This is a genomic window from Pseudomonas pisciculturae, from assembly GCF_015461805.1.
GTDB lineage: Bacteria > Pseudomonadota > Gammaproteobacteria > Pseudomonadales > Pseudomonadaceae > Aquipseudomonas > Aquipseudomonas pisciculturae.
Genome location: NZ_JACVZE010000011.1, coordinates 106,635 through 125,494 on the forward strand (window position 1 = coordinate 106,635; position 18,860 = coordinate 125,494).

Annotated in this window: 15 protein-coding genes; 2 read left to right on the plus strand and 13 right to left on the minus strand. The window is 62.2% G+C overall.

The features are described 5' to 3' along the window. Position 1 precedes the first annotated feature (1 nt). The 6 genes from ICY20_RS25625 to ICY20_RS25650 form a co-directional block, all read right to left on the minus strand. Positions 2 to 877, minus strand: coding sequence for an ABC transporter permease (locus ICY20_RS25625; protein WP_159958585.1), 876 nt, complete (start codon positions 875 to 877; stop codon positions 2 to 4). Then, positions 874 to 1,830 (minus strand): ABC transporter permease, encoded by a 957-nt coding sequence (locus tag ICY20_RS25630; protein ID WP_159958587.1) that lies wholly within the window; start codon positions 1,828 to 1,830, stop codon positions 874 to 876. The genes ICY20_RS25625 and ICY20_RS25630 overlap by 4 nt, the downstream gene beginning before the upstream one ends. Positions 1,831 to 1,849: 19 nt before the next feature. Continuing rightward, positions 1,850 to 3,487, minus strand: coding sequence for an ABC transporter substrate-binding protein (locus tag ICY20_RS25635; RefSeq protein ID WP_159958589.1), 1,638 nt, complete (start codon positions 3,485 to 3,487; stop codon positions 1,850 to 1,852). An 88-nt stretch (positions 3,488 to 3,575) separates the two neighbouring features. After that, entirely contained in the window at positions 3,576 to 4,850 is a 1,275-nt protein-coding gene (locus tag ICY20_RS25640) for an NAD(P)/FAD-dependent oxidoreductase (protein WP_159958591.1), read from the minus strand. Positions 4,851 to 4,871: 21 nt separating this feature from the next. Beyond that, positions 4,872 to 5,540, minus strand: a complete 669-nt coding sequence (locus tag ICY20_RS25645; protein ID WP_135292261.1) for a haloacid dehalogenase type II — start codon at positions 5,538 to 5,540, stop codon at positions 4,872 to 4,874. A 467-nt stretch (positions 5,541 to 6,007) separates the two neighbouring features. Beyond that, on the minus strand, positions 6,008 to 7,483 hold the full coding sequence (locus tag ICY20_RS25650; protein ID WP_194938948.1) for an aldehyde dehydrogenase family protein: 1,476 nt from the start codon (positions 7,481 to 7,483) through the stop codon (positions 6,008 to 6,010). 228 nt (positions 7,484 to 7,711) lie between these two features. Here ICY20_RS25650 and ICY20_RS25655 point away from each other — a divergent pair, with 228 nt between their 5' ends. Together ICY20_RS25655 and ICY20_RS25660 are read left to right on the plus strand one after the other, a co-directional pair. Next, positions 7,712 to 8,554 carry a GNAT family N-acetyltransferase gene (locus ICY20_RS25655; protein ID WP_159958595.1) on the plus strand — a complete coding sequence of 281 codons (843 nt, stop codon included), beginning with the start codon at positions 7,712 to 7,714 and terminating at the stop codon, positions 8,552 to 8,554. Between the two features lie 22 nt (positions 8,555 to 8,576). After that, positions 8,577 to 9,290: a cupin domain-containing protein gene (locus ICY20_RS25660; RefSeq protein WP_159958597.1), complete on the plus strand. Its 714-nt coding sequence runs from the start codon at positions 8,577 to 8,579 to the stop codon at positions 9,288 to 9,290. Positions 9,291 to 9,459: 169 nt separating this feature from the next. Here ICY20_RS25660 and ICY20_RS25665 read toward each other — a convergent pair whose 3' ends face one another. The 7 genes from ICY20_RS25665 to ICY20_RS25695 all read right to left on the minus strand — a co-directional run bounded on the left by ICY20_RS25665 (position 9,460) and on the right by ICY20_RS25695 (position 18,032). Next, positions 9,460 to 10,812 (minus strand): LLM class flavin-dependent oxidoreductase, encoded by a 1,353-nt coding sequence (locus ICY20_RS25665; RefSeq protein WP_194938949.1) that lies wholly within the window; start codon positions 10,810 to 10,812, stop codon positions 9,460 to 9,462. Between the two features lie 94 nt (positions 10,813 to 10,906). Continuing rightward, positions 10,907 to 11,341 carry a RidA family protein gene (locus tag ICY20_RS25670; protein ID WP_135292118.1) on the minus strand — a complete coding sequence of 145 codons (435 nt, stop codon included), beginning with the start codon at positions 11,339 to 11,341 and terminating at the stop codon, positions 10,907 to 10,909. Between the two features lie 11 nt (positions 11,342 to 11,352). Further along, positions 11,353 to 12,936, minus strand: coding sequence for a flavin monoamine oxidase family protein (locus tag ICY20_RS25675; RefSeq protein WP_159958603.1), 1,584 nt, complete (start codon positions 12,934 to 12,936; stop codon positions 11,353 to 11,355). 12 nt (positions 12,937 to 12,948) lie between these two features. Beyond that, positions 12,949 to 13,872, minus strand: coding sequence for an ABC transporter substrate-binding protein (locus ICY20_RS25680; protein ID WP_194938950.1), 924 nt, complete (start codon positions 13,870 to 13,872; stop codon positions 12,949 to 12,951). 18 nt (positions 13,873 to 13,890) lie between these two features. Then, positions 13,891 to 14,664: an amino acid ABC transporter ATP-binding protein gene (locus ICY20_RS25685; RefSeq protein ID WP_194938951.1), complete on the minus strand. Its 774-nt coding sequence runs from the start codon at positions 14,662 to 14,664 to the stop codon at positions 13,891 to 13,893. Continuing rightward, on the minus strand, positions 14,657 to 15,622 hold the full coding sequence (locus ICY20_RS25690; protein ID WP_194938952.1) for an amino acid ABC transporter permease: 966 nt from the start codon (positions 15,620 to 15,622) through the stop codon (positions 14,657 to 14,659). The genes ICY20_RS25685 and ICY20_RS25690 overlap by 8 nt, the downstream gene beginning before the upstream one ends. Positions 15,623 to 15,638: 16 nt before the next feature. Beyond that, entirely contained in the window at positions 15,639 to 18,032 is a 2,394-nt protein-coding gene (locus tag ICY20_RS25695; protein ID WP_159958611.1) for a TonB-dependent receptor plug domain-containing protein, read from the minus strand. Positions 18,033 to 18,860 lie beyond the last annotated feature (828 nt).

An 18,860-nucleotide genomic window follows, 5' to 3' on the forward strand; every position in this document is an offset into this window, starting at 1 on the left:
TTCAATGGCCTCCCGTGCGGCGACTGCGTCGGGATGACAGTCTGTCGATAAACAAGTTGACCCCAATGGTCAGGGTGCCGATGGCCAGCGCCGGCAGCACGATAGCCGGTGCGCCCTGGCCGAGGCCGCCGATGTTTTCCCGTACCAGCGAACCGAGGTCCGCATCCGGCGGTTGTACGCCAAGGCCAAGGAAGCTCATGCCGCTAAGCAGCAACACGATAAAACCAAAGCGCAGCCCCAGGTCGGTAAGTACCGGGTTGAGCATGTTCGGCAAAATCTCTACGCAGGCAATGTACAAGCGGCGTTCGCCACGGGTGCGGGCCACCTGCACGTATTCCAGGGCTTCGATATTCACCGCCATGCTGCGGGCAATGCGGAACGCGCCGGGGCTGAAACTCAGCACCGCGGTGCAGATCAATAGGGTCACCGATGAGCCGAATGCCGAAACCATGATCAGCGCCAGCATCTTGCTCGGGATCGAGATAAACGCGTCCATCAGGCGACTGATGATTTCATCCAACCATTTGGGCGACACCACCGACAGCAACGCGCAACCAGTGCCCAGGCCGCTGGCCAGAATCGCTGCCACCAGCGCCAGGCCAACAGTGAAGCGTGCACCCACCAACACCCGGCTGAGCATGTCGCGCCCCAGGTAATCGGTGCCAAACGGGTAGGCAGCGCTGAGGCCCTCAAAGATATTGTCAGAGACCACTTCCCCCACCGGGTGCGGCGCCAGCCATGGGCCGAACAGCGCCACCAGCAGCCAGATCACGCACACGCCAGCGCCCACCAGCCCCAGCCACGAAGGCCCGCTGGAGACCTTGCCCGCCGACAAGTCGGGGGTGGCAGGCGTAGATTTCACAATGAGATTGTTCATTGGTTTCTCAGCCTCGGGTTGGACAGGATCGCGCACAGGTCGGCCAGCAGCACCAGGCCCAGGTAAGCCGCGCAGAACAACATGGTGCAGGCTTGTACCAGCGCCATGTCACGGTTGGTCACCGCATCGACCATCAGGCTGGCGATGCCGGGGTAGTTGAAAATCGTCTCGACAATCACCACCCCGCCCAGCAGGTACGACAGGCTCAGCGCGATGGCATTGGCAATCGGCCCGATGGCGTTAGGCAGTGCGTGTTGCAGCACGATGCGCACCGGGCCGACGCCTTTGAGGCGAGCCATTTCCACGTAGGCGCTGTCAAGTTGGTCGATCACCGCAGCGCGGGTCATGCGTGCCATTTGCGCGACGATCACGCAGCACAGGGTCATCACCGGCAAAGCGTAGGTGCGCAAAAATTGCAGCGGCGAGGTGATGTCGCTGGCATAGGACAACGCCGACAGCCAGCCCAGGTTCACTGCAAAGATCAGCACCGCCAGGGTCGCCACCAAAAACTCCGGCACCGCGACCATGGCCAGGGTGACAAAGCTCAAAAAACTGTCGATGCGCCCGCCCCGGCCCATGGCCGAGCCAATGCCCAGCACCAGCGCCACCGGCACCGACACCAGCGCCGTGGTGGCCGCCAGCATCAGGGTATTGGGCACGCGCCCGGCCATCAGCTCACCCACCGGCATGGCGTTGGACACCGACACGCCCATGTCGCCACTGAGCAGGCTCATCAGCCAGTGCAGGTAACGCAGCACACCGGGTTGGTCCAACCCCAGTTTCAGGCGCAGTGCCGCCACCTGTTCCGGGGTGGCGAACTGGCCCAGGGATTGTTGCGCCGCGTCCCCCGGCAGTACGGCCGTGATCGCAAACACGACCATGGACACGATCAACAAGGTCACGACCCCGGCACCCAGGCGCCGGCCGATCAACCACAGCGTATTGCTATTCATCGCCCTGCCCTCACTGTGTTCACGCGTCCAGCCACACCTGCTCGGCGAACATGTAGCCCATGAAACCGCCCAGCGGGTTGGAGTCGTAGCCCTTGATGCGTTGGTCGACGCCGTCGATGTTGCTGATAAACACCGGCACGCCGATGCCGCTGTGGTCATGCACCAGGGTTTGCATGTCTGCGTACATCTTGGCGCGCTTGGCGTCGTCGGTTTCGCCACGGGCCAGCATCAGCAGTTGGTCGAACTGGTCGTTCTGCCAGCCGGACTCGTTCCACGGCGCCTTGGACTGGAAGAACTGCGAGAACATCACGTCGGCATTCGGCCTTGGGTTGATGTTGCCGAAGCTCAGCGGGTGCTTCATCCAGTGGTTGGACCAGTAGCCGTCACTGGGCAGGCGGTTCACGTCGAGCTTGAGCCCGGCCTGCTTGGCCGATTGCTGCAACAGCACGGCGATGTCTACCGAGCCGGTGGCGGCAGGCGATGCCATGACGGGCATGGTGATACTTTCCATCCCGGCCTTTTTCAGCAGGAACCTGGCTTTTTCCGGGTCGTAGACGGTCTGCGGCAGGTCGGCATTGAAGTAGCGCGAGCCCGGCGCAATCGGGTGGTCGTTGCCCACCACGGCAAAGCCTCGGAACACGGCGGACTTGACCTGTTCACGGTCCAGCAGCAGCTTCATGGCCTGGGTGAAGTCGGCGTTTTTGCCGGGCAACTGGTCCTGGCGAATGATCAAGTCAGTGTAGTTGCCCGAAGGCGCATCGACCACGCGGTGCTTGGCGCTGGCGGCAATGCGCGTGGTGGAACGCGGGTTGACCTCGTTGATCATGTGCACGTCGCCCGACAGCAGCGCGTTGACCCGCGACGGCTCGTCGGAGATGGCGATGAACTCGATCTCGTCGAGGTACGGCAGGCCCGGTTTCCAGTAGTTCTTGTTGCGCACGGCTATCGACCGCACGCCAGGCTTGAACTCGCCCACGGTGAACGGCCCGGTGCCGATGCCTTTGTTGAAGTCGGTGGTGCCTTCGGGAACGATCAACAGGTGCGACACGGCGAGGATCGACGGCAACTCGGCGTTGGGCGCGCTGAGGCGGATCTGCACTTCGTTGGGGCCGCTGGCCTTGATCTCGGTGATCTGTTCCATCAACGGCATGACTTTGGAGCCGGTGAGTGGGTCTTTGTGGCGGCTTAAGGAGAACACCACGTCGGCGGCGGTGAGGCTCTTGCCGTTGTGGAAGGTTACGTCCTTGCGCAGGGTGATGGTCCATAGGGTGGCGTCTGTGTTGTCGATGCGTTCGGCCAGCTCCAGTTGCGGCACCAGGTGCTTATCGAAACGGGTCAGGCCGTTGTAGAACATGAAGTGGCGCACGTAGTCGGTAGACAACGCGCCCTTGGCCGGGTCGAGGGTGTCGGCGGTGGAGCTGGACATGCCGGCCACGCGGATCTTGCCGCCGGGCTTGCCCTTGCCGGCGGTAGCGGCTTCATCGGCGAACAATTTGCCAGCGGCGCCGAACAGGCTGCCTGCACCGGCGGCGGCTACACCGGCCACGCCGAGCATCTGCAAGGCGTTGCGGCGCGACATGCCGCGATTGAGGCTTTCGAAGACCCGCAGGCTGTCCTGACCGGAGATAAGCTCGGGGGTGTTTTTGTTGTCAGTCATATCAAGGCTACCTGTCGATAATCGGAAGAATCGAGTGCTGCGGATGTCCGCAGCGTCCTGGAAACGCAAACGACGGTGACGCAAGAACTCAGTGCAGATAATCCTGAAAGCGGTAGTAAGCGCCCACAAATGGCAGGAACCAGGGCTTGCCGAAATGACCCGGAATCGCCGGCCAGTCCAATTCACCCCACGGGTTGGCCGCCGCGTTGCCGGCCATGACCTCGGCCATTACCTGACCCATGTGCACCGACATCTGCACGCCGTGGCCGCTGTAGCCCATGGAGTGGAACACGCCGCCATGCTGGCCGGCGCGAGGCAGGCGGTCAGAGGTCATGTCCACCAGGCCGCCCCAGCAATAGTCGATCTTCACGTGCGCCAACTGCGGGAACATGTTCAGCATCGCGGCTTGCAGCACCTTGCCGCTCTTGGCGTCAGAGACGCTGTCAGACATGGCAAACCGCGCACGCCCGCCAAACAGCAGGCGGTTGTCCGGGGTGAGGCGAAAGTAGTTGCCGATCATGCGGCTGGTGACATACGCCCGGTGCTGGGGCAGTAACTGATCGATCAGGGTTTGCGGCAAGACTTCGGTGGCGATCACAAAACTGCCCACCGGCACGATGCGTCGGCGATACCAACCCAAATCGCCGTGCTGGCAGGCGCCGGTGGCCAGCAACACTTGCCCGGCGTGCAGCGAACCCTTGGCGGTGTTGACCTGGTAACCGTTGGCCTGGGGTTTCCAGTCCTTGACCGGGGTGTGTTCGTAAACCATCGCACCGTTACGCGCCGCCGCTTCGGCAAGGCCCACGCCAAAACGCCCGACATGCATCTGCACCCCGTTGCGTTGCAGCAAACCGCCGTGGAACTGCGCCGAATTGACTTCGGCACGGGTTTGATCGGCGCTGAGCAACTCGACCTCAGCATCCACTTCCTTGCGGATCAGCTCGCAGGTGCGGGCCAGTCCTTCGTAATGCATCGGCTTGGCCGCCAGCTTGAGCTTGCCGTTGCGTACCAAATCGCAGGCGATGCCTTCTTGCTCCACCACTGAAACCACGGTTTGCACCGCACTTTCATAAGCCTGGTAATACGCCCGCGCCTTGTCAGCACCGAGGCTGGCGTGCAGACCGGCGTAGTCCTGGGCCACCCCGGTGTTGCACTGCCCACCGTTACGCCCGGAGGCTTCGCCGATCACGCGCCCGGCATCGAGCACCACGACGCTGGCGCCCTTGAGCGCCAACGCCCGTGCCGCTGCCAGGCCGGTGAACCCACCGCCCACCACCGCCACATCGACCTGCCGGGGCAAGCCGCCCAACTGGGCACCGGTGAAGGCCGGTGCGGTGTCGAGCCAATAGGATTCACTGCCCATGTCTTACCCCTTGGAGTGCGATTACAAGCCGACCAGCCCAGCCAACCCACCGATATCAGTGATCTGCCGGTATTCGTAGAAGGCGTTGGCCGGCACTTCATGACCACGCGCTACAAACGCCTTGTTCTTGATCTTCATGTCATGGGCCGGCATCAGGTCATAACGGAAGCTGGAAGACACATGCAAGATGTCTTCCGGACCGCACCCCAGGTTGTCGAGCATGAATTCAAACGCGGCCAGGCGCGGCTTGTAGGCCTGGGCCTGTTCGGCGGTGAACACCTTGTGGAACGGCGCGCCGAGCTTGTCGACGTTGGACATGATCTGGCTGTCGCTGGCGTTGGAGAAGATCACCAAGGGGATCTTGTCGGCGATTTTCGACAGGCCCGCGGGCACGTCCGCATGGGGGCCCCAGGTCGGCACGGCGTCGTAATACAGCTGGCCTTCTTCGCGGTAGTCGATACCCCAGCGCTTGCAGGTACGGGCCAGGGCGGTCTTGAGGATTTCGTCATACGGGCGCCAGTCGCCCATGACCTGGTCGAGGCGGTAGGCGGAGAAGTCCTTGACGAACTGGTCCATCTGCTCAGGTTTAATGCGGTCGGCGAAGATCTCCCGGGTCATGGTGCCCATATGGAAGTTGGTCAGCGTACCGTAGCAGTCGAACGTAATGAATTTGGGACGAAGAAAGCTCATTGAGTGCGGTCCTGAAGTCAGTTGAGTGTGGCAAGCGTTCGCTGCCCTGGCGGCGCGTCGGCCTCGTTGCAGCACAGGTTCATTACACCACTGTGAAATAAGCATATGCCGTCTAAAACGCCCCCCGCTCAATATAAACCACCGTTTTGGGGGCAGGCCTCAGCAGAGTTTGCGGTGCGCGCCAGGCTTGGGCAGGGCCTGTGTTTATGCGCTTTTAGGGGGCTTTGGCGGGTGGGAGGCTTGAGAATGGGGGGTTGGCGCGCCAAAACCTCAGCTGGACGCAGTGTTTTATGCGGCGGCGGGCGTAGCAGGGTATTTCAGGGGTATGCAGATCAAAATGTGGGAGGGGGCTTGCCCCCGATAGCAGTGTGTCAGTCACTTGATTTGTAGCTGACACACCGCCATCGGGAGCAAGTCGAATCGTCGCACCGCCCCTCCCACATTTGAACCGTGGTTTGAGCAGAAATTTAGAGTGATTCGATATCGATCAGCACGCTTTTAAAGCGCAGGTTGGCTTCAAACGCTTCCCGGCCCAAATCCTTGCCGATCCCGGAGCGCTTGTACCCACCGGTGGGCAAAATATAGTCATTGCTGCGGCCATAACGATTGACCCACACGGTGCCCACTTCCAGGCCCCGCACTAACCGCAACGCACGATTGATATCTGCCGTATGCACACCGGCCGCCAAGCCGTAGGTGGCGTGAGCCGCAAGGTTCAATGCCTCTTCTTCAGTATCAAATGCCTGGATCGTCAACACCGGCCCAAAGATCTCTTCACACACCGCCGGGTTCGTATCATCCACCCCTGCCAGCAATGTGGGCCGGTAATACGCGCCGCCCAGCCTGTCGAACAACCCGCCGCCACTCAACACTTCGGCGCCGGCAGCTACTGAGCGCTGCACAATCGCGTCAATACGACTGGCCTGCAACCGCGAGATGATCGGCGACAAGGTGCTGTCCGGTGCCCAGGTCGGCCCCGGCTTCAAACCCTCGAAATACCCCTGCAAATGCTCGATGAACGGCGCCATCACCGACCGTTCGATCAGCAACCGCGAGCCGGACACGCATACCTGCCCGGCATTGCCGGTAATCGCCAGCGCCACGGTGCGCGCGGTCTTGGCCAGGTCCGGTACATCGGCAAACACCAGTTGCGGGCTTTTGCCGCCCAGTTCCAAGGTCACCGGTTTCGGGCCGACCAACGCGCAGGTGGACATGATGCTCGACCCGGTCGCGGTGGAGCCGGTAAACGTTACCTTGCCGATGCGTGGGTGCCGACACAGCGCATCACCGGTGGTACGGCCATCGCCCTGCACAACGTTGAAAATTCCGGCAGGAATCCCGGCCTGCAACGCCAACTCGGCAAAGCGCAGGCTGCTGAACGGCGTCAGCTCCGAAGGCTTGAGCACCACCGCATTACCTGCCGCCAACGCCGGGGCGACTTTCCACGAGGCCATGCTCAGGGGAAAATTCCACGGGGCAATTGCGGCGATCACGCCATAGGGCTCGGCGATCTGCATCCCCAGACGATCGGTCTGGGTGGCGGCCACGCTGCCGCCGTGCTTGTCCGCCAGTTCGGCGAAGAAGCGAATGCCTTCGGCCACGTAGGGAATGTCCCAGGCAATCACATCTTTATGCGGCCGGGTCGACCCCACGGCTTCCAAGGGTGCCAATACGGCCGCGTCAGCCTCGATCAAGTCGGCCCAGCGCCGCATCACCCGTGCCCGTTCACGGGGTGGGCGCCTGGCCCAATCGCTGGTGGTGAAGGCGTGCCAGGCATTGTTGACGGCTTCGTCCACCAGGGCTGCATCGGCCACCGGCAACTCAGCGTAAGCCACGCCGTCCGAGGGCCGCACCACTTCAAGGCCAGAGGCGGCGTCACGGTATTGGCCACCGATAAAGTGGGCGCTGCGCACAGCAATAAGGCGAGGGTCGAAGCTGTCCATGGGGTACTCCAAAAGGGTCACGGTGCGTGAAAAACGCAGGCCTCCATCGTAGAAAAAAAACCCTGGCATTTGCTGCTGACCTCAGGGGGCAATTAAGTAGTAACTGTGGTCTTGTGGTGTACGGCCCATGGAATCTACCGAATGTTACCGGCCCTCTTGCCAGGGTTTCGATCAGGTGGGATACAGGCATTCTCGTGCTGCATACACAACGTTTTCTGGAGGCTCGCCATGCCACACCCCGCTTATGTCTACCGCCCGATGACGGCGGCCGACCTGCCCGCCGCCCATGCGCTGTCGGTGCAACTCAAATGGCCCCATCGCCTGGAAGACTGGGCGATGCTGCAACGGGTCAGTGACGGCTTTGTGGTGCTTGATGGCGAGCGGTTGATCGGCAGTGCCTTCACTTGCCCACAGGGTGATTACGCCACCATCGGCCTGGTGATCGTGAGCAATGACTACCAGGGCCAGGGCATCGGGCGCCGCTTGATGGAAAAAGCCCTCGCCGCTTGTGGCACCCGCACGCCGATGCTCAACGCGACACTCGCGGGCGCACCGCTGTATGAGAGCCAGGGCTTTGTCGAATTCGGTCGGGTGCAGCAGCATCAAGGCCAGGCGCTGGTGCCTGATTTGCCGCCACTGGCCGACGGCGAAACCTGCCGCCCGCTGCACGCCGATGATCACGCCGCCCTGCTCACCCTGGCCAAAGCCGCCAGCGGCCTGGACCGTCGCGAAGTACTGCGCGACTTGCAGGTAGAACACGCTGTTGGCATCGAGCGCGACGGCAAGCTGCGCGGCTTCGCCCTACTGCGACCGTTCGGGCGTGGCCGTTGTATCGGCCCCGTAGTGGCTGAAAACATCAATCAGGCCAAACACCTGATCGCCGTGTTGCTGGCCCAGGTACCGGACGCCTTCGTGCGCATCGACATCCCGGTCGCCTGCGGCCTCAGCGACTGGCTCGAACAGGCCGGCCTGAAAAACATCGACACCGTCGCCCAGATGGCCCTGGGCACCCCGCCCCAGGCCAGCCAAGGCGTGTACCCGTTTGCGCTGATCACCCAGGCGATTGGCTGACTTTTATCCCGGAGCATTTCCCATGTCATCACCCCAGATCCTGCTGTTGGCTCGCGCCGATGGCAGCCGCGTTGCCACGTCTTTCAATACAGCGGCCTTGAGCGCAAAGGACCCTTTCGGCGACAGCCGCCAACTCGCCTGGCAGGGCGATGACGGCGTGTCTGCCGGGCTGGTGCAGTTCAGCGGCGAAGCCGTGATTGACGCCTTCCCCCACAGCGAAACCCTGGTGGTGCACGCTGGCTCCGTGGCGCTGAGTACCGCCGACCATACGCTGGAGCTGGGCATCGGCGACAGTGTCGTGATTGGCCGAGGCACCCGCCTCAGCGTGCAGGCCGGCACCGGCAGCGAATGGGCCTTCTGCGCCGTCGACCTGCCCGATGCCCCTAACCGCCCCGGCCTCACACCGCTGCCCGCTCACACGTTGCTCAATCCTTCCGCCGCCCCGGAACCGCAGATCCTGATCGGCCCCGCGCCGCAGTGCCGTGCGCTTAACCTGTTCGACGACGAAACCACCGAACTGCGCGTCGGCATCTGGGACTCCACCCCCTACGCCCGCCACGGCCGCCCGCACAAACTGCATGAGTTGATGTACCTGATTGAAGGCAGCGTGACCCTCACTGACGACAACGGCAGCGCCGTGACGGTCAACCCTGGCGACACGGTGTTCGTGGCCAAAGGCGCACCGTGTGCGTGGAGCAGTGCGGTGTATGTGCGCAAGGTGTATGCGGTGAAGTGATGAGTGTGGCTTGCCCGCTATGGCGGTGTGTCAGTCAGTACAATTGCACGCTGACGCACCGCTATCGGGGGCAAGCCCCCTCCCACATCTGGATCTGCGCCAGGCTGAGAAAATAGTCACACCGCCCCTCCCACAGTTTGAACTGAGTTCGGCAGGTATTCCGGGTGGGTTATAAAGCCGCTACTTTCAACGCTGGAGCCGAACGCGCCGCGGTGTGCCGATTGACCGGCACGGGCAAGCCCAAATGCCCACGCAAGGTGCTGTGGCTGTATTCACTGCGAAACAACCCGCGCTCACGCAACAGCGGCAGCACTTGATCGGTAAACCGCGCAAAGTCATCCGGCGCGCCCACGTGGATATTGAAGCCATCCACCGCCCCGTCCACGAACCAGCGTTCGATTTCGTCGGCCACGGTCTTGGGCGAGCCGACAAAACTGGAAAACGGCTTGGCAAAGCGCAACGCCGCCTGGCGCAAGGTCAAGCCTTGATCGCGGGCCACTTGCTTAATGTTCTCGGCGTGCCCGCGATAGCCATTGCTGCCCAAATCCCCCAGTTCCGGGAAGGGTTCGTCCAGTGGAAACTGGCTGAAATCGTGGTAGTTGAATGGCCGCCCCAGTTGCACCAGCGCCTTGTCCAGGTCCAGCTCGCCGTTGCGTTCGCGGTCAATGGCCTGAGCCTGTTCGTCGGTGTCGGCAATGATCGGCGAGATACCCGGCAGGATGGTTACGTGGTCGGGGTTGCGCCCGGCGGCGGCGGTGCGTTTTTTGATGTCGCTGTAGTACGCCTGGGCGTCTTCAAAGTTGCCCACGCCGGCAAAGATCCCCTCGGCATAGTTGGCCGCCAGGCTGCGCCCTGACTCAGAAATACCGGCCTGGAAAATCACCGGTTGGCCTTGGGCCGAGCGTTCGATATTCAACGGCCCGGTGACCGAGAAAAATTCGCCCTGGTGATCGAGCCGGTGCTGGCGTTGAGGGTCGAGGAACACCTTGTTCTGCTTGTCGCGCACAAAGGCGTCGTCTTCGTAGGAGTCCCACAGGCCTTGCACGACGTCCAGGTGCTCGGCGGCGCGGCGGTAGCGCTCGGTGTGGTCGATGTGTTGCTCGCGGCCAAAATTACCAGCGGCGCCTTCAAGGCCGGTGGTGACGACGTTCCAGCCAGCGCGACCGCCGCTGATATGGTCGAGTGAGGCGAATTGGCGGGCGACGTTGAAAGGTTCGGTATAGGACGTGGTCAGGGTGGCAACCAGGCCGATTTTTGAGGTAGCGCCGGCGAGGGCCGAGAGCAGGGTCAAGGGTTCCAGGCGGTTGAGGAAATGCGGCGCGGAATCGGGGGTGATGTAGGGGCTGTCGACGATGAACACCAGGTCGAACTTGGCCGCTTCTGCTTGTTGCGCCTGGGCGCGGTACCAGTCGATATCGACGCTGGCAGTACCGGGGATTTGCGGGTGCAGCCATTCGTTTTGCGCGGTGCCGACGCCGGTGAGGATGGCGCCGAATTTGAGTTGGCGGGGTGAGGTGGGCATGAGAACACTCCTGGAATAAATAGACATCACTGGAGGAACCTAATCAAAAATGTGGGAGCGGGCTTGCTCGCTCCCACAGTTTTGACCGAGTTGGTCAGTTAGTTCTGGCGGCGATCGCTTCTACTTCGATCAGGGCACCGGGCAGGGGCAGCGCTACTACTTGCAGGGCCGTACGCGCCGGTTTATTCGGCTGCTCAGGCGTGCCGAAGAACTGCGTATACCCGGCCTGCAACCCGGCAAAATCCAACTTGCCGCCCGTCTCTTCAGCCCCCACCAAAAACACCCTCAACTGCACGATGTCGCCCAGGTCCAGGTCTTGCTGACGCAAAATCTGGCGGATCTTGTTGAACACCGACACCGTCTGCACCTCGGTATTGCCATAGGCCGCCGGCGTACCCGCCGGGGCGTTGGCGTCGTGCAGATCGGGCAAGGTGCCGCTGACGAAGATCAGGCTTGCCGAGGCTGGCACGGTGACCGTCTGGGAGATCGGGAAATTACCGACGCTGGTGCGTTGAATGCTGTCGCTCATGATGACTCTCCTTAGGACGCGGCCACGGCCGCAATCTGACGTTGTTGAGTGATGCGCTCGGCCAGTTGCCCGACCACATGACGCGCCGAGTTGGCTGCCGACTCCTGCCAGATGCCCACGCCGCTTTGCACCAGGCCGTCGCCGGCGAAGTACACGCGGCCAAAGCCCTCTTCAAGCAGGGCGCTGGCATCGGCTGGGAAGTGTTCGCGTTGCAGCCACGGGCCTTCGCTGTAGGGGATCTGTTCCCAGGACACGGCCAGCGGGTGGCGCAGGTGTTTGGAGTAGCCGGGGTGCAGCAGCTCGACGGCTTCTTTGGAGGTGGCGTACTGCGTGTCCAGCGGTTGTGCGCCAAATACGTCGGCGCCCTCCCCGGTCACATAACCCGCTACCAGCAAGCCTTCGCGGGTATTGAGGTCATTGCTCGGGTACCACAACAGGCGCGCCGGGTGCTCGATCCACGAGAGGCCGCCGTAGGTACGGTAGTCGCTCTCCCAGAAGCGCGGCGATTGCCACGCCACTTTGGTCGCCTGGTCGCTGCGGGTGCTGAGCAGCGCGGCCTTGATCGGTTCGCTGAAGTCGGTGTCGAGCTTGGCCAGCAACGGCAATGGCAGGGTCGAGACGAGGTAATCGGCACGCACGACCTGTTCACGCCCGCTGTGGTTGTCGTGATAGGTAACGGCGACACCGTCTTCCAACTGGCGGATCTGCCGCACCTGGGCGCCCAATTGCACGTGGTCGCGAACCCGTGCGTAAAAGGCATCGGTGATACGGTCCATGCCGCCCACCGGTTGGAACATGGTGGCGGAAAACTCCGGGAATTCGGTGTGCAGCAACGCGCCCCACAGCTCCGGGTGCAGCAGCTGATCCAGCGACAGCGGGCTGCGGCTGGCCGGCAATGCACCGGGATGGGCCGGTGATTCCAGGTGCCCCGAACGAATCGTGCCTTCAAACGCCAGCTCTTGGGACAGGTCGCCATACACCTGTAAAAACGCCAGCAACCGCGTGCGTTCTTCGCCGCTCAACACATCATCAAGAGCATCGCGCTGCACGGCTTTGGCCAGCAGGCCGGACAAGTGCCCACGCGCATCATTGATCGCCTGCCCGACGCTGAACGCGGGCTTGGCCACATCCGGCCGCACCTGAGCGCCGTGGCTGCTGTTGACCAGCACTTCCAGCGGTACACCCAGCTCGCTGCAATAGTCGAGGATCGTTCGGTGCTGGCTGGGAATTCGCGCCGGCCCTGCATTGAAATAATGGCCCTTATCGAAAGCGGCGGTTTGTGTGCGGCCGTCCTTGTAGTCCACGCGGTCGCCGTTGCGAATCGTCCAGGTGCGGCCGCCGACCCGCTCGCGGGCCTCCAGCACTTGCACGTTAAACCCGGCGCGGGTCAGTTCCAAGGCGGTCACCAGCCCGGCAATCCCGGCACCCAGTACCAGCACGCGGGTGCCCTGCCCCAGGCCGTCCTTGAGTTTGAGCGTCTGTGGGCGGCGGTGCGACGAAGGCCCAAGGCCTAAAACCGCCAGTGCATCCTTGACCGCCTGCTCGCCGCCGACCGCAGCAATGCTCGACAGCGCTTCACGTCGTGTCAGTCCCATGCTCGTTGCTCCTTAATCCGGCAGGCCCGGTGGGTTGATCAGCGACTTGTCGACGCGCTCCACGTCCAGGCCCCAGCGTTGCAGTACCTGCTCGTATTGGCCGCCGGCAATCGCGCCTTCCAGCACGGTATGGATCGGCTTGACCAGGCCGTTGTCCTTGCGGGTGGTCACGGCGATATCCGCCTGCAATGGCCAGCCGCCGTTGACCGTGCCGACACGCTTGATGCCGCCGGTGATGGCGGCAGAATACGCATACACCGAGTTCGGCCCGAACAGCGCATCGGTGCGCCCCGATTGCACCGACAATTGCGCGGCGGCCTGGTCATCCAGGTACTGCAACAGCGCAGGTTTGAGGCCGGCTTTTTCGTTGGCCTCGTTCCAGGCCAGCAGGACTTTTTCCTGGTTGGTGCCGGAGCCAACGATGATTTTCAACCCGGCAATGTCCGAAGCCTGTTTGATCTCGCTGATCTTGCTGGTGCTCTTCACATAGAAGCCGAGCACGTCCTGGCGGTAGGTGGCGAAGTCAAAACGCTTCTTGCGCGCCTCGGTCACGGTGACGTTGCTGATCACTGCGTCGAATTTGCCCGAGCTGACGCCCAGCGGCCAATCCTCCCAACTGGTCTGCACCACATTGAGCTGCAAGCCCAGGCTGTCGGCCACCAACTGCGCGGTGTCGGCTTCGCTGCCGATGGTGGTCTTGTCGTCATTGGCCAGCAGCGCCAGGGGCGGCCCGGCCACGCCGGACACGGCTACGGTGAACTTGCCCGGCTGGGCGAACTTGAAGCCCGGCGGGATCTGCGCAATGGCCGCTTCGTTACGCGGCACATGGATGCGCACACGGTCGGGGCTGAGGTCGACCTGTTGCACGGCAAACGCGCTTTGTGCGGTGCTGACAGCCAGCGCCAGCAGGGCCACACGGGCAGTAGAAATAAACATGGGCAGTCACTCCTTGAACTAAAGCACCTTGCCTAAAAAGGCCACAGTGCGGGGATGTCGGGGTTGGCGAAAAATCTGTTCCGGCGGGCCTTCTTCGATCAGCTGGCCGTCGCAGAGGAACACCACGTGGTCGGCGACTTCGCGGGCAAAGCCGATCTCGTGGGTGACGATCACAAGCGTTACGCCCAGTTGGGTCAGGCCCTTGATCACGTCGAGCACTTCGCCCACCAACTCCGGGTCGAGGGCCGAGGTGGGTTCGTCGAACAGCAGCACTTTTGGGTCTAGTGCCAACGCTCGGGCAATCGCCACGCGCTGTTGTTGACCGCCGGAGAGCTGGCGTGGAAAGGCGTCGGCCTTGTCCGCGAGGCCAACCTTGGCCAGCAGTTGGGATGCCTTGGCCTGTGCCTCGGCCTTACTCCAGCGCTTGTGGGCCAGGGGCGCTTCGGCGACGTTTTCCCAGGTGCTGAGGTGCGGGAAGAGGTTGAAGTTCTGGAACACAAAACCCACGTCGATACGGCGCTTGAGGATTTCGCGCTCCTTGAGTTCGTAGAGCAGGTCACCCTTGCGGCGGTAACCGACGTATTCGCCGTCGATGGTGATGTGCCCGCTGTCGATCTTCTCCAGGTGGTTGATGGTGCGCAGCAAGGTGGATTTGCCCGAGCCCGATGGCCCGAGAATCACGGTGACCTTGCCGGGGTCGATGGTCAGGTCGATGTCTTTCAACACCTGTTGGTTGCCAAAGCGCTTGCCCACGCCTTGGATCTGAATGCGCCCGGCGCGTGCTTCACTCATGGGTTTTCTCCTTGATCCAGCGGGTAATGCGCTGCAACGGCGTCGGCGGCAGCACCCGTGCGGTGCCACGGGCAAAGTGGCGCTCGACGTAGTACTGCGCGCTGGTGAGCACGGTGGTGATGATCAGGTACCACACGGTGGCCACGATCAGCAGCGGGATCACCGCCTGGGTGCGGTTGTAGATGACCTGCACGGTGTAGAACAGCTCCGGCAGGGCCAGCACGTAGACGATGGAAGTGCCCTTGACCAGGCCGATGATTTCATTGAAACCGGACGGCAAAATCGAGCGCAGTGCCTGGGGCAGGATGATCCGGAAGATGCGTCGCGAAGCCGGCAACCCCAGGGCCGCCGCCGCTTCATGCTGGCCAGCGTCAACACCGATCAGGCCGCCGCGAATGATCTCTGCCGCATACGCCGCTTGCATCAGGCTCAAGCCCAACACAGCCACGGTGAACTGGCTGAGCACGTCCACGGTGGACCATTCGGCGAACACCACGCTGGTGAACGGCACGCCGAGCACGATGTGGTCATACAGGTAGGCAAAGTTGTAGAGGATGATCAGCACCAGCAGCGCCGGCATCGAGCGGAAAAACCAGATATAGCCCCAGGCCAATGCCGCCAGCAGCGGCGAGCCCGACAGCCGTGCCAACGCCAGTGCGGTGCCGAGGATAATGCTGAACACCGTGCTCAGCAGGGTCAGCAAGAGCGTCTGGCCAAGGCCACGCAGCACCGAGGACGAGAAGAACCACTGGCCGAATACGCCCCACTCCCAACGCGGGTTGGTGGCCAAGGAATGCACGATGGCCAGCAGCACCAACGCGGCAAAGATCGAGCCGGCCCAGCGCCAGGGATGCCGCGCGGGCACCACTTGCAGGGCCTTGATCGGTGTGGAGACCCGGGCCTGGCGCACCGGGCTTGCGTGTTCAATCAGGTCATAAGGTTTGGCGACGATGGGCATGTGCAATTCCTCGGCCTTAGAAGGCATAGGTCAAACGGGTGTAGTAGTACCCACCGGTAAAACCGAAGGGCGAATAGGTGCCGTAGCTGCTGACCATGGTGCTGCTGGGCACGCCTTGTTTCTTGGGGTAGATGTCGAACAGGTTCTTGGCGCCGATGGCGACGTTGAGGTCTTTGGTGAGGTTGTAGCCAAGGTCGAGGTCGGTGATCCACTTGGCGCTGTAGACCCGGTCGAGGCTGCGGTCGGCGGAGACGTTGACCTCTTTGTAGGAGCCGTAGCGGGTCAGGGCCAGGTTGAGATTGAAGCGATCAATGCTCCAGTCGCCTCCCAGGATCAGCTTGGTGCTGGGCTGCACGCCGGTAATCAGGTTGCGCGCCTGGCGATCCATCAGGTCGTAGGAGGTACCGAGGATCGTGGTGGATTCCTTGTAGTTGAGGATTTTGGTCTGGTTCCAGTTGAACGCAGCCGTCCACTTCAGCGAGCCGTACTGGCCGAGGTCCTGGCTGTAGTTGCTGACCAGGTCCAGGCCTTTGGTGCGGGTGTCGGCACCGTTGATAAAGTACTGGCCGCCGGAGGTGGACGTGATGCCGTTGTCTTGCAGCACTTGGGTGATTTCCGGGCCAAGCAACGTACCGGTGAGGGTGATGCGGTCGCGCAGGTTGATCACGTAGGCGTCGGCAGTGAAGCTCAGGCGGTCGGTGGGCGTGAGGGTGAAACCGAGGCTGAAGTTGGTGGAGCGTTCGGGTTTGAGTTCCTGCGCGCCCAGGGCTTGGGCCGCCGCCGAACCGACCGGCAACACGCCGTAGTTGATCGACTGGTACACGCCGTTCACTACGCCATAGGTGGTGGACCGCGCACTGAACAGGCTGTTGGCCAGGGACGGAGCACGGAAGCCGTTGCTCACCGTGGCACGCACGGCGAATTGCGGCGTGAAGTCATAACGGGTGGTCAGCTTGCCGCTGCGGGTGGCGCCGACGCCCTGGTTGTAATGCTCGTAGCGAAAGGCGGTGCCGATGTACCAGTCCGGCACCGGGTTGAAACCCACATCGACGTAACTGGCCAGGCTGTTGCGCGAGGCGCTGCTCTCTTCTTCCGGCGAGATACCGTTGGTGACCTGGGCGCCACTTGATGCGCAATTGCCCGGCGCCACGCAGTAGCCGCCGTTGGCGTAGGACTCATAATCGCCGGCCTGCACCTCGTAAGTGTCGCGCCGATGTTCGAAGCCGTAGCTCAAATCCAACGGTTTTTGCAGGCCGATATCGAAGCCGCGCTTGAAGTCGAGGTTGGTGGTCAGCTCGGTGGAAATCCACGTGCCGGAGGTGAAGTGATTCGGCGTGGCTTCGCCCAGGGACGGGTTCTGGTTATGGGTGGTGCCCTGCTCCGCGTCGTTGCGCCCGTAGGTGGTCGACAGGTCCCAGTCCCACTCGCCCACGGTGCCCTTGCCGCCGAATGCGGCCTGGAAGTCGTCCTCGTCGATAAACCAAGTGGGCGTGTAGCCGCCAGGGTAACCGTTGGGGCCGGTGGTGATGGTGTTGGTGATGGTCGGCAGGCGGAAGTTCTGGCCCTGCTCGGCCTTGCGGCGCGAATAGGTGGTGAAGGAATACAGGCTCAAACTGTCGTCGATGGGCAATTCGGCGTTGTAACCCAGGGTCAGCAGGTTGGTCTTGGGCGTGCCGTAGCCGCCGTAGGTAGAGCGGCCGGCCTGCTCATAGGCTTGGGCGTAGGTGTAGCCGTTAGCGCTGGCCTTGTTGTCATCGTTTTGGCTGCGGGCGTCCAGGGCCAGCTGCACGATGCCGCCGTTGCCGATTTCAAAGCCCTTGTTGAGGCTTTGTTGCACGGTCTGTTTCTTGCCGTCGTAGCCCAGGCCCGCGTTGGTCACCGAGGTGCCGCTGGTGTCGGCCTTGAGGATTACGTTAATCACCCCGGCGATGGCATCGGAGCCATATTGGGCGGCTGCACCGTCTCTTAATACTTCAACATGGTCGATGGCGCTGATGGGGATCAGATCCAGGTCCGCCGGCGCGGCACCGGTGTTGATCCCGTTAATGTTGAGCGTGGCGCTGGTGTGGCGGCGCTTGCCATTGACCAACACCAGCACTTCGGCAGCGCTCAGGCCCCGCAGGTTGGGAGCGCGGGCAATGCCACTGGCGTCCCAACCGGTTTTTTCCGGCAGGGTCAGCGACGGGATCACCGCGCTCAAGGCCTCCATCAAACCGGGCTTGCCGGTGCTCTGCAATTGCTTGGCGCTGACCACATCGATCGGCACCGGGCTGCTGGTGACCGTGCGCTGCTCGGCGCCACGGTTGCCAGTGACTACGACGGTGGAGAGGGTGCTGTCGTCCTGGGCCTGGGCGGTGTTGGCGAGGATTGCCAGGGCCAGTATGGCGGTGGGTTTTAACGTTTGTTTCATAGGCTTGCCTGTCGTTCCAGATCGCGGAGTCGGGCAGTCACGCGGTGGGGCGCGGTGCTCGGTTTTTTTGGGGGTGTTGCGGCGATTTGGGGCTAGGGCGAGTGCGGGGTGTGGATTGGCAACATACGTTGAATTCCCTTCCAACGATTCTGCTGCGGGCATGATTGCCCGGTTATGGGAGCAGAATCTGAATCACGATGGGTACCATCCGTGGTGAGGGGTAGGCTGTTGCGATCAAACATAACGGAATGGGTTTTGAAAATATAATGCTGTTTTGGTCTAAGCTAATATTCTTGGATTTCATTATTTTTTGATGGGGTTATTCATTTAAATAATGTCTTCTTGAGGAGAATTGAGTACATATCCGTTTTTGCGGTAATGGCTGATATTGGTTTCGCCCTTACGGCGAGTCACTTTGGAAAAGAGCCCCAAAGTAACCAAAGGGCTCTTGCCCCACCACTCGGCACCTCGCCTAGGCTCGGTGTGCCCTCACTCCGGCTTGAATCCGTGGGCCGCCGCCACGCGCCATCCATGGCGCGGGGCGGCTAACCCGGCGTCCTGCCGGGTTACCCACGGATTCAAGCCTGCGTTCGGCCAGCGTGGTTAACGGGGCGCCTAAGATCAAGATCAAAAGCCAGAGCCAGAGCCAGAGCCAGAGCCAGAGCCAGATCAGACCACCATCTACCTGATGTATGAGGGCCAAATGTGGGAGGGGGCTTGCCCCCGATGGCGGTGTGTCAGTCACAGATATTTCAACTGGCACTCCCTCATCGGGGGCAAGTCGAATCGTCGCACCGCCCCTCCCACATTTGAATGGTGAACGGCACA

Bases quoted from the DNA above. Each gene is read 5' to 3' on its own strand.
- ICY20_RS25655 (WP_159958595.1), top strand. From the start codon at position 7,712: ATGCCACACCCCGCTTATGTCTACCGCCCGATGACGGCGGCCGACCTG.
- ICY20_RS25630 (WP_159958587.1), bottom strand. From the start codon at position 1,830: ATGAATAGCAATACGCTGTGGTTGATCGGCCGGCGCCTGGGTGCCGGG.
- ICY20_RS25685 (WP_194938951.1), bottom strand. From the start codon at position 14,664: ATGAGTGAAGCACGCGCCGGGCGCATTCAGATCCAAGGCGTGGGCAAG.
- ICY20_RS25695 (WP_159958611.1), bottom strand. From the start codon at position 18,032: ATGAAACAAACGTTAAAACCCACCGCCATACTGGCCCTGGCAATCCTC.
- ICY20_RS25660 (WP_159958597.1), top strand. From the start codon at position 8,577: ATGTCATCACCCCAGATCCTGCTGTTGGCTCGCGCCGATGGCAGCCGC.
- ICY20_RS25680 (WP_194938950.1), bottom strand. From the start codon at position 13,872: ATGTTTATTTCTACTGCCCGTGTGGCCCTGCTGGCGCTGGCTGTCAGC.
- ICY20_RS25670 (WP_135292118.1), bottom strand. From the start codon at position 11,341: ATGAGCGACAGCATTCAACGCACCAGCGTCGGTAATTTCCCGATCTCC.
- ICY20_RS25690 (WP_194938952.1), bottom strand. From the start codon at position 15,622: ATGCCCATCGTCGCCAAACCTTATGACCTGATTGAACACGCAAGCCCG.
- ICY20_RS25650 (WP_194938948.1), bottom strand. From the start codon at position 7,483: ATGGACAGCTTCGACCCTCGCCTTATTGCTGTGCGCAGCGCCCACTTT.
- ICY20_RS25625 (WP_159958585.1), bottom strand. From the start codon at position 877: ATGAACAATCTCATTGTGAAATCTACGCCTGCCACCCCCGACTTGTCG.
- ICY20_RS25635 (WP_159958589.1), bottom strand. From the start codon at position 3,487: ATGACTGACAACAAAAACACCCCCGAGCTTATCTCCGGTCAGGACAGC.
- ICY20_RS25675 (WP_159958603.1), bottom strand. From the start codon at position 12,936: ATGGGACTGACACGACGTGAAGCGCTGTCGAGCATTGCTGCGGTCGGC.
- ICY20_RS25645 (WP_135292261.1), bottom strand. From the start codon at position 5,540: ATGAGCTTTCTTCGTCCCAAATTCATTACGTTCGACTGCTACGGTACG.
- ICY20_RS25640 (WP_159958591.1), bottom strand. From the start codon at position 4,850: ATGGGCAGTGAATCCTATTGGCTCGACACCGCACCGGCCTTCACCGGT.
- ICY20_RS25665 (WP_194938949.1), bottom strand. From the start codon at position 10,812: ATGCCCACCTCACCCCGCCAACTCAAATTCGGCGCCATCCTCACCGGC.